At 65.9% G+C, this 12386-nt stretch carries 10 protein-coding genes; 3 read left to right on the top strand and 7 right to left on the bottom strand.

Annotation, left to right across the window (positions count from 1 at the left end):
• The first annotated feature begins 1 nt into the window (after position 1).
• Positions 2-1024 carry a magnesium and cobalt transport protein CorA gene (locus tag AC5P7I_RS07385; RefSeq protein ID WP_014646569.1) on the top strand — a complete coding sequence of 341 codons (1023 nt, stop codon included), beginning with the start codon at positions 2-4 and terminating at the stop codon, positions 1022-1024.
• Between the two features lie 166 nt (positions 1025-1190).
• Here AC5P7I_RS07385 and AC5P7I_RS07380 read toward each other — a convergent pair whose 3' ends face one another.
• The 7 genes from AC5P7I_RS07380 to AC5P7I_RS07350 all read right to left on the bottom strand — a co-directional run bounded on the left by AC5P7I_RS07380 (position 1191) and on the right by AC5P7I_RS07350 (position 9090).
• Positions 1191-2555, bottom strand: coding sequence for an NAD-dependent succinate-semialdehyde dehydrogenase (locus tag AC5P7I_RS07380; protein ID WP_049408076.1), 1365 nt, complete (start codon positions 2553-2555; stop codon positions 1191-1193).
• Positions 2556-2638: 83 nt separating this feature from the next.
• Positions 2639-3481 carry an ABC transporter permease subunit gene (locus AC5P7I_RS07375; RefSeq protein ID WP_005415928.1) on the bottom strand — a complete coding sequence of 281 codons (843 nt, stop codon included), beginning with the start codon at positions 3479-3481 and terminating at the stop codon, positions 2639-2641.
• On the bottom strand, positions 3478-4410 hold the full coding sequence (locus tag AC5P7I_RS07370; RefSeq protein WP_014646567.1) for an ABC transporter permease subunit: 933 nt from the start codon (positions 4408-4410) through the stop codon (positions 3478-3480). The genes AC5P7I_RS07375 and AC5P7I_RS07370 overlap by 4 nt, the downstream gene beginning before the upstream one ends.
• On the bottom strand, positions 4407-5543 hold the full coding sequence (locus tag AC5P7I_RS07365) for an ABC transporter ATP-binding protein (RefSeq protein ID WP_014646566.1): 1137 nt from the start codon (positions 5541-5543) through the stop codon (positions 4407-4409). Before AC5P7I_RS07365 ends, AC5P7I_RS07370 begins: the two co-directional genes overlap by 4 nt.
• 189 nt (positions 5544-5732) lie before the next feature.
• The gene (locus tag AC5P7I_RS07360; protein WP_014646565.1) at positions 5733-6842 is read right to left on the bottom strand and encodes a polyamine ABC transporter substrate-binding protein; all 1110 of its coding nucleotides are present in this window, start codon (positions 6840-6842) and stop codon (positions 5733-5735) included.
• A gap of 92 nt (positions 6843-6934) precedes the next feature.
• Positions 6935-8332 (bottom strand): glutamine synthetase family protein, encoded by a 1398-nt coding sequence (locus AC5P7I_RS07355; protein ID WP_046429791.1) that lies wholly within the window; start codon positions 8330-8332, stop codon positions 6935-6937.
• The gene (locus AC5P7I_RS07350) at positions 8329-9090 is read right to left on the bottom strand and encodes a gamma-glutamyl-gamma-aminobutyrate hydrolase family protein (protein ID WP_032960941.1); all 762 of its coding nucleotides are present in this window, start codon (positions 9088-9090) and stop codon (positions 8329-8331) included. The genes AC5P7I_RS07355 and AC5P7I_RS07350 overlap by 4 nt, the downstream gene beginning before the upstream one ends.
• Positions 9091-9251: 161 nt before the next feature.
• Between AC5P7I_RS07350 and AC5P7I_RS07345 the strand changes: the two genes are divergently transcribed.
• Both AC5P7I_RS07345 and AC5P7I_RS07340 read left to right on the top strand, forming a co-directional pair.
• Positions 9252-10529, top strand: a complete 1278-nt coding sequence (locus tag AC5P7I_RS07345) for an NAD(P)/FAD-dependent oxidoreductase (protein ID WP_046429788.1) — start codon at positions 9252-9254, stop codon at positions 10527-10529.
• Positions 10530-10754: 225 nt separating this feature from the next.
• Positions 10755-12347, top strand: a complete 1593-nt coding sequence (locus tag AC5P7I_RS07340) for an MASE1 domain-containing protein (RefSeq protein WP_046429789.1) — start codon at positions 10755-10757, stop codon at positions 12345-12347.
• Positions 12348-12386: the final 39 nt, after the last annotated feature.

The following is a 12386-nucleotide window of genomic DNA, read 5'->3' as shown; positions in this document are numbered from 1 at the left end:
GATGGCGGGCATGTCATTGCCCGCCTCCGCTTCCGCCCCTGCCTCGGCCAACCCCGCCTGCGTCATCAACTGCGTCCACTACGATGACGACGGCAAACGCCACGACATCAGCCTGGATGCCATCAGCGATGTCATTGCCAGTGGCAACGGCTTCGTCTGGGTCGGCCTGTACGACCCCAACGACGATGTGCTGCTGAAACTGCAGGAAGAGTTCTGCCTGCACGACCTGGCCATCGAGGACGCGCGCAATGCGCACCAGCGACCCAAGGTCGAGACCTACGGCAATTCGCTGTTCGTGGTGGTGACCACCGCGCAGATGGTGGACGAACGCATCCAGTACGGCGAAACCCACGCCTTCCTCGGCCCGCGTTTCCTGGTGACGGTGCGCCACGGCGCCTCGCTGTCCTACGCCCCGGTGCGTGCACGGGTCGAGCGTGAACCGCAGCTGCTGAAGATGGGCCCGTCGTACTGCCTGTACGCGGTGACCGACTTCGTGGTCGACAACTACCTGCCGATCGTGCACCGCTTCCGCGACACCCTGGACCTGCTGGAAAAGGACATCTTTGCCGACAGCTACAAGCGCAGCACGGTGGTACGGCTTTACGAGCTCAAGCGCGAACTGAACAAGATGCGGATGGCGGTGGCACCGCTGCAGGATGTGCTGGCGCAGCTGCGCCGCTACCAGGGTGACCTGATTCCCGATGAAGTGAAGCTCTACGTGCGCGACGTGCATGACCACGCGGTACGCATCAGCGATGTGATCGACACCCTGCGCGAGATGCTGGGCACCGCACTGAGCGTGAACCTGTCGCTGGTGACGCTGGCGCAGGGCGAGACGGTCAAGCGCCTGGGTGCATGGGCCGCACTGCTGGCAGCGCCGACGCTGATCACCAGCTGGTACGGCATGAACTTCAGCCACATGCCCGAGCTGAGCCAGCCGTGGTCGTATCCGCTGATGATTGTCGGCGTGGGCGGTGTGTGCGTGGGCCTGTACCGGTTGTTCAAGCGCGCGAAGTGGTTGTAGCGCGTATCGACCAACGGTCGATACCCACCATGCACGGGGGTGTCGATACCCAGCAATCCGGTAGGCCGCGACCGTTGGTCGTGGCACATGCCCCGCTTCTGGTAGTGCCGGCCGCTGGCCGGCAACCAGGGCAATGCCGCCCAGTGGCCGGCACTACCCTTCGGCATCAAGCCACGTAGACGGTCTTGATGTTCATGAACTCGTGGATGCCGTGGTCGGCCAGCTCCCGGCCGAAGCCGGACTGCTTGCTGCCACCGAACGGCAGCCGAGCGTCGCTCTTGACGATGGCGTTGACGAACGCGGCGCCGCATTCCATGCGCTGCGCGAAGGCTTCGCCGCGCACCGGGTCGCGCGTCCACACGCTGCCGCCCAGGCCGAAGCGGGTGTCGTTGGCCACGCGCAGCGCCTCGGCCTCATCCTTGACCCGGATCACCGCAGCCACCGGCCCGAACAGCTCCTCGTCGTAGGCAGGCATGCCTGGGCCGACCTGATCGAGCACGGTCGCCGGATAGCCCGCATGGGTGCCGGCAATGGGCTCGCCGCCGACCAGAACGCGCGCGCCCTTGGCGACGCTGGCCTGCACCTGCTTGTGCAGTTCGTCGCGCAGATCGGCACGGGCCATCGGCGCCAGCGTGGTGCCACGCTCACTGGGATCGCCATACTGGCGCTGGCCCGCGGCTTCAACGAAGCGTCGGGTGAAGTCATCGGCCACCGCATCGACCACGATGAAGCGCTTGGCCGCAATGCAGGTCTGCCCGCTGTTGTCGAAACGCGACTTCACCGCCGCCGCCACGGCCTTGTCGAGGTCGGCATCGTCGAGTACCACGAAGGCATCGCTGCCACCCAGCTCCATCACCGACTTCTTCAGCTGGCTGCCGGCATTGGAGGCGATCGAGCGCCCTGCCCGTTCGCTGCCGGTCAGCGTCACCGCCTTCACCCGTGCGTCGCGCAGCACCTCGGCAGCCTGGTCGTTGTCGATGTGCAGCACGTCGAACACGCCCTCAGGCAGGCCTCCGTCACGACACACCGCCAGGATCAGGTCGGCGCACTGCGGCACGTTGCTGGCGTGCTTGAGCAGGGCCACGTTGCCAGCCATGAACGCCGGGGCCAGGAAACGGAACACCTGCCAGACCGGGAAATTCCATGGCATCACCGCGAACACGCAGCCGATCGGCTCGTAACGCACGTAGCTGCGCTGGGCTTCGGTATCGATCAGCTGCGGCTTGAGATAGTCGGCCGCGTGGTCGGCGTAGTACTCGCAGGCGGCAGCGCACTTGTCGACCTCGGCCAGCGCCTCGGCCTTGAGCTTGCCCATCTCATGGGTCATCGCCTGCTGCAGGTCGTCGCGACGCGTGCGCAGCTGCGCGGCGATCTGGCGAAGGACGGCGCCGCGATCCTGCAGCGAGCGATCGGCCCAGCCGGGGAAGGCATCGGCGGCGGCCTGCAGGCGCTGCTCGATGTCAGCAGCGCCCATCAGTTCATGGCGGTAGGTCACCTGGCCGGTGGCCGGGTCGATGATCTCGACGGTCATGGGGGATCTCCATCTGGAAGACCCCCATTGTGCGCCGCTGTCCGTGAGCCGGGTGTTGCCGGCGCTGTCGACAGGCCGTGTACTCAGCCGTTGTCCTGCCGCGCCAGCTGCAGGTCGCGCTGGCGCCGCTTCTCGGCGCGGGCGTTGATGTACCAGCCGATCACCGCAGCGATCGACACCGCCGACACCAGCAATGTGGCCAACGCGTTGATCTTCGGACTGATGCCCATGCGCACCGAAGCGAACACCTTCATCGGCAGCGTGGTCGAGCCCGGCGTGGCCACGAAGCTGGCCACCACCACGTCATCCAGCGACAGGGTGAAGGCCAGCAGCCAACCCGCCACCAGCGCCGGCGCGATGATGGGCAGGGTGATGCGGGTGAACACGGTCAACCGGCTGGCGCCCAGGTCCATCGCCGCTTCTTCCAGCGACAGGTCCATTTCCTGCAGGCGCGAGGACACCACCACGGTGACGAAGCAGAGGGTGAAGGTCACGTGCGCGATCCAGATGGTGGCCAGGCCACGCGCCGGGAAGCCGGGAATCGCGCCCATCGATGCCAGCAGCGCCATCAGCGAGAAGCCCAGGATCACGTCCGGCATCACCAGCGGCGCGGTCACCAGCGCGCCGAACAGTGGCTTGCCACGGAATCGCTTGAAGCGGGTCATCACCATCGCCGCCAGCGTACCCAGCACGGTGGCGGTACAGGCGGTCCAGAACGCCACCACCAGGCTGGTCCACATCGCGTCCATCAGCGCGCGGTCGGCGAACAGGTCGCTGTAGGCGCGGGTGGAGAACCCGGCCCAGACCATCGCCAGCCGCGAGCTGTTGAACGAGTAGAACATCAACAACAGGATCGGCAGGTACAGGAAGGCGAAGCCGAGCAGCAGCACGCCCAGCCCCAGGCCCTTGGCGGTACGCGGGCTCATGCCTGCTTCCCTTCCAGCAGGCGCTGCTGGGAACGGTTGAACAGCAGGATCGGCACCAGCAGCAACAGGATCATCGCCACCGCCATCGCCGAAGCGCCCGGCCAGTTGCGGTTGTTGAAGAACTCGTTCCACAGCTGGCGGCCGACCATCAGCGTCTCCGAACCACCGAGCATTTCCGGGATCACGAACTCACCCACCGCCGGGATCATCACCAGCATGCAGCCTGCGATGATGCCGGCCTTCGACAGCGGCAACGTGATGCGCAGGAACGCCTGCCACGGCTTGGCGCCGAGGTCGTAGGCCGCTTCCAGCAGGCGGTGGTCATGCTTGACCAGGTTGGCGTACAGCGGCAGCACCATGAACGGCAGGTAGCAGTAGACGATGCCGATATAGGCGGCGGTCGGCGTATCGATCAGCTGCAGTTTCGGCAGCCCCATCGACGTCATCAGCGTCTGCAGGCCGGTGAACTGCAGGAACTGGTCGAGCAGGCCATTGCGGTCCAGGATTGCCTTCCACGCATACACGCGGATCAGGAACGAGGTCCACGACGGCAGCACCACCAGCATCATCGCCACATTGCGTGCGGCCGGCGACAGGCGCGCGATGGCATAGGCCATCGGATAGCCGATCAGCAGGGTGAAGAAGGTGGAGATCGCCGCGATCTTGATCGAGCTCAGGAACGCCTGCGCATAGATCGAATCGCGGAACAGCGCCAGGTAGTTCTCCAGGTTCAGCTTCAGCGAGAAGCCGCCGTCGGCGTACTGCAGCAGCCAGGTATACGGCGGCGAGCCGACCCGGCTGAGCGAGAAGCTGATCATCAGCACGATCAGGAACGGCACTGCGAAGAACAGCAGCAGCCACAGGTACGGAATGCCGATCACCGTGGCACGCAGCCCCGGCAGCCAGCGCTTCAGGCCGGCGACGCTCATGAGGTCAGCACCACGCCGTCGTTGTCGCGCCAGTGCACCCACACGCTGTCACCCCAGGTCAGGCCGTCGCTGGCCCAGCGCTGCGAGTTGGCGAAGTTGGCCAGCACCTTGGCGCCGCTGGGCAGCCGCACGTGGTAGACCGAATGGCTGCCGAAATAGGCGATGTCCTCGATCACGCCCTGCGCTTTGTTGGTGTGCCCTTCCGGCTCGTCCTTGCCGATCATCACCTTTTCCGGGCGCAGCGCGAATGCGACCGGCTGCCCTTCGTAACAGGTGATGCCATGGGCGATGTAGATCGGTGCCGGGAACAGCGGCGAGCGCACGGTCACGTACTCGGGCAGGTCCTCGTCGATCACCCCGTCAAACAGGTTGACCGAACCGATGAACTCGGCGACGAAGCGGTTGGCCGGCTGCTCGTAGACCTCGTCCGGCTTGCCGACCTGCTGGATCCAGCCGGCATCCATCACCGCGATGCGGGTGGCCATGGTCATCGCTTCTTCCTGGTCGTGGGTGACCATCACGCAGGTCACGCCCGACGACTCGATGATGCTGACCAGTTCCAGCTGCATCTGCGAGCGCAGCTTCTTGTCCAGCGCGCCCATCGGCTCGTCCAGCAGCAGCAGCTTCGGCCCCTTGGCCAGCGACCGCGCCAGCGCCACGCGCTGCTGCTGGCCACCGGACAGCTGGTGCGGCTTGCGCTTGCCCAGGTGGCCCATCTGCACCAGGTCGAGCATCTCGCCGACGCGCTTGCTGATCGCGTCCTTGCCCAGGCCATCCTGCTTCAGGCCGAAGGCAATGTTCTGTTCGACCGTCATGTGCGGGAACAGCGCATAGGACTGGAACATCATGTTGACCGGCCGCTGGTACGGCGGCAGCGCGTCCAGGCGCTGGCCATCGACGGTGATGCTGCCCTTGGTGGGCGTCTCGAAGCCGCCCAGGCAGCGCAGCAGGGTCGATTTGCCGCTGCCGGAGCCTCCGAGCAGGGCAAAGATCTCGCCCTTGCGCACGTCCAGATTGACGTCGTCGACGGCGACGAAACCGTCGAATTCCTTGCGCAAATCACGAATGGAGAGATAGCCGGGCGCACCGGTCGTGTCGACGACGGCGGCTACCGGCTGGGCTTCAACGGGCATGGGGGCTCCGGGAGCGGGCGGTGGACAGCGGCCGCCATTCTAACGGCCGGGGGCTGCAGGGGATATGACGGCAACGGGTGGCACCCACCGGGCCGGGGGGATCTGCAGATCTGGTGGGGGCCGACCGTTGGTCGGCCCCGCCGGAAAAGCATGCCGACCAACGGTCGGCACCCACCTGCCAGCCAGCCCTTAGCGCCCGGTCTTCACCTCGGTCCACAGCCGGGTGTAGAGCTTGTCGGTCTCCGGCGTGTTGATCGAGTAGGTAAACATCTTCTCGGCCACGTCGGCCGGCGGGTAGATGGTCGGGTCGGTACGGATCGCCTCGTCCACCAGCGGGGTCGCGGTCGGCACCGGGTTGGCGTAGTGGATGAAGTTGGTGTTGGCCGCGGCAACCTTCGGCTGCAGCAGGTAGTTGATGAAGGCGTACGCGGCTTCCGGATGCTTGGCGTCCTTCGGGATCGCCAGCATGTCGAACCACTGCGGTGCGCCTTCCTTCGGGATCGAATAGGCCACGTGCACGCCATTGCTGGCTTCCTCGGCGCGGTCGCGGGCCTGGATGATGTCACCCGACCAGCCGACCACCAGGCAGGTACCGCCGTTGGCCAGCGAACCCACGTACTGCGAGGAGTGGAAGTTCTGCACGTACGGGCGGATCGACTTCAGCAGGTCGGCGGCCTTCTGCAGCTCGGCCGGGTCGCCGCTGTGCGGGTCCAGGCCCAGGTAATGCAGTGCGATCGGGATCATGTCCGCCGGCGTGTCCAGGATGGTCACGCCGCAGTCCTTCATCTTGCTGATGTTCTCCGGCTTGAACACCAGGTCCCAGCTGTTGGCGATGTCGGCGCTGCCGCCGAAGCGCTGCTTCAGCATGTCCACGTTGTAGCCGATGCCGGTGGTGCCGATCATGTACGGCACGCCGTACTGGTTGCCCGGGTCCTGGGTGGCGATGCGCTTCATCACCGCCGGATCGAGGTTGGCCAGGTTCGGGATCTTGCTCTTGTCCAGCGGCAGGAACACACCGGCCTGGATCTGGCGACCGAAGAAGTTCAGGGTCGGCACCACCACGTCATAGCCGCTGTTGCCGGCCAGCAGTTTGGTCTCGACCATCTCGTCACTGTCGAACACATCGTAGGTCACCTTGATCCCGCTCTCCTTCTCGAAGGTCGGAATGGTGTCCTCGGCGATGTAATCGCTGTAGTTGTAGACGTTCAGGACCTGGCTGTCCTGCGCGCCGCCATTGCCACCGCCACAGGCGGCGAGCATGGCGGAGGCCAGGCCGAGCGTGAGGATACGCAGCTTCATCGGGTGCTCCAGAATGCGGGAAGGGGGGGCCGGCGGGGCCGGCGACGGGTGCCAGCCTACCCCCCGGCGGCGGATTTTTCTATTCCGGATGCTCAGACGTTCAGCAGCAGGAACTCGCGCTCCCACGAGCTGATGACGCGGAAAAAGGTCTCGTATTCCTTGCGCTTGACCGAGATGTAGGCCCGGCAGAAGCGCTCGCCCAGCAGGGCCTGCAGCTCGCTGCACCGCTCCAGCCCGTCCAGCGCCTCGCCCAGCGAGCGCGGCAGGTCGTAGCCCAGTTCCTTGGCGCTGCCGGTCACCGGCGCATCCGGTGCCAGCCGCTCGCGGATGCCCAGCAGGCCGCAGGCCAGGGTCGCGGCCATCGCCAGGTAGGGATTGGCATCGGACCCGGCGAAACGGCTCTCCACGCGCATGTTCTCCGGCGTATCCAGCGGCACGCGCAGGCCGCAGGTGCGGTTGTCGAAGCCCCAGTGGACGTTGCTCGGCGAGACTTCGCCGAACACCAGCCGGCGGTAGGAGTTCACGTTCGGCGCGAAGAACGCCATCGCCTGCGGTGCGTACTTCTGCAGGCCGCCCAGGTAGTGGCCGAACACCGGGCTGAACTCGCCCTCGGCATCGGTCTCGCCGGCGAACACGTTGCTGCCATCGCTCACCCGCACCAGGCTCTGGTGGATGTGCATGGCACTGCCCGGCTCGTTTTCCATCGGCTTGGCCAGGAACGTGGCATACACCCCGTGGCGCATCGCCGCTTCGCGCATGGTGCGCTTGAACAGGAACACCTGGTCGGCCAGGTCCATCGCATCGGCATGGGTGAAGTTGACCTCCAGCTGCGCCGCGCCGGACTCGTGGATCAGCGTGTCCACGTCCAGCTTCATCGCATCGGCGTAGTCGTACATCAGGTCGAGGATCGGGTCGAACTCGTTGACCGCATCGATCGAGTACGACTGCCGCGCGGTCTCCGGGCGCCCGGAGCGGCCGGCCGGTGGCAGCAGCGGGAAGTCCGGGTCGGTGTTCTTCTGCACCAGGAAGAACTCCAGTTCCGGCGCCACCACCGGGCGCAGGCCCAGCTCGGCGTAGGCTGCCAGCACGCGGCGCAGCACGTTGCGCGGCGCCAGTTCGTGCGGCTCACCGCTCTTGGTGTAGCAATCGTGGATGACCTGCGCGGTGGCGTCGGCCGCCCACGGCACCATGCGCACCGTGTCCGGATCGGGGCGCAGCATCATGTCCGAGTCCGACGGCGAGGTCAGCTCGTAATAATCGTCAGGGAACTCGCCGGTGACGGTGGTGGCGAAGATGCCCTCAGGCAGGCGCGTGCCGTAATCGTGCGAGAACTTGTCGGCGGGAATGATCTTGCCGCGCGCGTTGCCGGTGATGTCCGGCACCAGGCATTCCACCTCGGTGATGCGCCGCTCCTTCAGCCAGCGCAGCAGCGTGCTTTCCTGCGGTGCGGGGGGCGTGGCCGTCTTGCGCGGGCGCGTTCGGGAACTCATCGGGAATCCAGTCGGTTCTGTTGGTGCTGCCGGCAAGCCTGGCCGAACGCACGGAAAATAGCGTGATAGAACGGCGCCTGCATGACACGCCACTCCGGGTGCCACTGTACGCCGAGCACGAAACGATGGTGCAGGCTGCGTGCCGCTTCGACCAGCCCATCGTCGGCCACGGCCTCGACCTGCAGCCCCTGCGCCAGGCGGGCGACACCCTGCCCGTGTACCGAATTGACCTGCGCGCGGCCACTGCCGTGCCACTGCGCCAGCCAGCCATCGGCGGCCAGCGTGACCGCGTGCGCCGGCCCATACTGCACCTCCACCGGCGCCTGCGGTTCTTCGCGATGGTCGGCCAGGCCAGGCACCGCGTGCACCTGCGGATGCAGGCTGCCGCCCAGCGCGACGTTCAACTCCTGGAAGCCGCGGCAGATCGCCAGCACCGGCAGGTCCAGCGCCAGTGCCTCGTGCAGCAACGCAAAGGCATTGGCATCGCGGGCCGGGTCATGTGGATTGCCTGGCCAGCTGCGACCACCTTCATAGTGCTGCGGTTCGATATTGCTGACTGCACCGGTCAACAGAAGGCCATCGAGCCCCTGCAGCCAGTCGCCGGCCGGCAGCGGTGGCTGCAGGCTCGGCAACACTACCGGAGTCACCTCGGCCGCCTCGGCCAGCGCGCGCACGTACTTCTCGCCGGCCACCACGAAACGGTGATGGCCGAGCACGGTGCTGTCGGTGGGCAGGCCCACCCAGGGCAGGCGGCGCATGGGAAAACTCCTTGGCGTGCCGACACGTTACCCGTCGCCCGGCGAAGGCGGCAAGTCGGTGCCGTCACACCACAGCCGTCACGCATCGGCGAAACTACCGGGGTGAACGCCGATCGACCTGCCCCGCTCCGCCCTCCCGCCCTGCACCCGCGAGGCCTGCAGTGAGCGCCGCGTTCCCGCCCAGCTGGTACGCCGCCAGCCTGCCCGAACCGCCCGCACTGCCCCCGCTGCAGGGTAATGTGCAGGCCGACGTTGCGGTGCTGGGCGCCGGCTATACCGGCCTGACCGCAGCCCTGGAACTGGCGGCACGTGGCCGGCGCGTGGTAGTGCTGGAAGCGCAGCGGATCGGCTGGGGCGCGTCCGGCCGCAACGGCGGGCAGGCGCTGGTCGGCTATGGCTGCGAGGTGGACGAACTGGAGCGTCAGCTCGGTCGTGATGATGCGCGCCACCTGTTCGACTGGTCGCGCGACGCGGTGCAGGCGATGCGCGCCCGCATCAATCGCCACGGCATTGACTGCCATTGGGTGGAAGGCCACGCCAGCGTCGCCATCCGCGAACGCCATGAACGGGAGCTGCGCGTCCACTGCGAGCACCTGCAACGCCACTACGACTACCCCATGCAATGGTGGGACCGTGACGCCCTGCGCGCGCAGCTGGACAGCCCGCGCTATCGTGCCGCGATGTTCGATCCGCTCAGCGCGCACCTGCACCCGCTGGCCTATGCGCGCGGTCTGGCCGATGCGGCGCGCGCGGCCGGCGTGGTGATCCACGAGCATTCGGCGGTAACCCGCGTGCAGCGCGGACCGCAGCCGACCCTGCACACCGCCCACGGCAGCGTACGCGCCGCGCATCTGGTGGTGGCCGGAAATGCCTGGCTGCAGGGCCTGCTGCCCGAGCTGGAACGGCGGATCATGCCGGTCGGCACCTATATCGGCGCCAGCGCGCCGCTGGGGGCCGAGCGCGCCCGCGCCCTGATCGGCAACGACATGGCCGTGGCCGACACCGCCTGGGCATTGGACTATTTCCGCCTCAGCCACGACCACCGCCTGCTGTTCGGGGGGCGCGCCAGCTACTCGGCGCTGCCCCCACCCGGCCTGCGTGGGGTGATGCAACGGCGCATGCACCAGGTGTTCCCGCAGCTGGCCGACGTGGCACTGGACCAGGTATGGGGCGGCTACGTCGACATCACCCGCAACCGCGCCCCGCATTGGGGCCGGCTGGACGGCGACCTGTACTTCGCGCAGGGCTTCTCCGGCCATGGGGTGGCCGCCGCCGGGCTGGCCGGCGAGGTGATCGCCGCCGCCATTGCCGGCCAGAGCGAGCGCCTGGACGTGTTCCAGCGCCTTCGGCATGCGCCCTTCCCCGGCGGCCGGCTGCTGCGCACGCCGCTGCTGGTGGCGGCGATGTCCTGGTACAAGCTGCGGGATGCGTTGTGGTGAAGATTCTGCATCTCCACCTGTATTGAACGTTCTGACAAACGTACCGCAGCGCTGATCGTGCTGCACACGTCACAGATTTTCACGCGACATCTGTGATGGATGGCTGGACAATTTCCTAAATGCGCAGCTATGCAATTGCATAATCGTTCGCAGACCGATACCGTCCTGAGAAACCGGGCCCCGCGGCGAATGGATGCTGACAGGGGACACGTAGGAGAGGGGGACGTGCGATTGGACTGGTGGAAAGAAGGATTGTTGCTGAAGGTGCGCATTCGTCCGGCTGGCCTGATGATTGCCTTGCTTTATGCAGTGGCCTATTGGGCAACCCGACAGCTGTCGCTGGATCAGTTCTATTTGCCAGCCGGCATCCGGGTGGCAGCCGTGCTGTTGTGCCCGCCGCGCCTGTGGCCCTACCTGCTGCTGGGCGAATATGCATACTTTGCACAGTCCCGCGTGCCGATGATCGAGAAGTACGGCCTGACATGGGTCATTGTTGCCTCCGCATTCCTCATGCCAGCGGTGATGCTGATTGTGAAGCTGCAACGGCGACTGATGGCGGAGTCGCAGACGATCGGCCTCTTGTTGATTGCCGCCGCTTCCAGCGTCGTTATTACTCTGCTCAACCTCAGCTTTTCCCATCTGCTCTGGCCAACACCTCCTTCCACACCCTTCCTGACCAATGCCGCGCGCTTCAGCGTGGGTGATTTCATCGGCATTCTGACGGTGGCCCCCATCGCCATGCTGTGGGCGCGGCAGGACGTGGGGCAGGAGTGGAACGCTCGACGAAAGACCCCGATGCTGGCAGCACTTTCATCGATGCTGCTGATCGGGATAGCAGCGACTCAACTGCCCGCAGACTGGATTGCATTGAAGGCAACGTTCCTGCTGCTGTTGGCACTCCCCGCGGCCGCGCTTACCTGCCTGTATGGCTGGAAGGGGGCTGCCCTTGCAGTGCCGGTGCTCAACATGGTCATCGGCCTGACCACGCCCAACACCCATCCCACCGCATTCGATCCAGCGGCCTTCATCACCCAGCAGATCATGGCGATCAGCGGCATCGTATTGCTGCTGCTCGGATCACGCATCACCCACTTCTACCACCGTTACAGGCTGCGCGAGATGGGGGAAAGGGACGCCATCCATCTGGCGAGGAGCTCGCAATTGGCCAGCGAGATGGAGCTGCGTGAACGTGCCCTGCACCTTCGCAAGCTCGGCGACGGCATTGATACGTCGCTGGTTGAGCTGGCCGAATGGCTCAAGGCCCAGGGACATCACGCAGTGGCCAACAGCCTTCTGCATACCTCGAATGTACATTCGCGGCTCTTTCGCGAACAGACAAGCATGGTCTATCCCTCGGGCCTGGAGCATCTTGGGCTTTACGTGGCCCTGCAGGCGGGTGGCATCCGTGAGTCGTGGAAGCTGACGGAGCGCGTTCTCCGCCCGGATCTGAAAGGCGACCCCTGCAACCTGAGCGTGGAACTGCAGTTGGCCGCTTACCGGACACTGATTGATGCGGTCTCCATTCTTCTCAAGCATGAAGGTGGTCAGATTCGCATTCGTGCAAGGTGCGGCGGAATGGGCTCCAGGCGCGGAATCCTCATGGTCGTGTCACTGCTGGAACAGCGCAGACGCCTTTCCAAGCAGACAACGATGGCAGCGTTCGAGCGACTGACCGGGCGAACCCTCCCCTATGACGGGACCGTTGACTGCTATCGCAACCGGGTCAGGATTCTGTTCCTCGACCGCGAAACCAGACTGGAGGCAGTAGCCAGTACTCCATCGCGGTACGGCTGCCCCGCACCCTCTGCGCTGCAGTAGTGCATTTCACAGTCAAGCGACCGGATCGAACCAACACAG

Source organism: Stenotrophomonas sp. YJH_SMC_138, from assembly GCF_059369855.1.
This window is presented reverse-complemented; position numbering and strand designations above follow the sequence as displayed.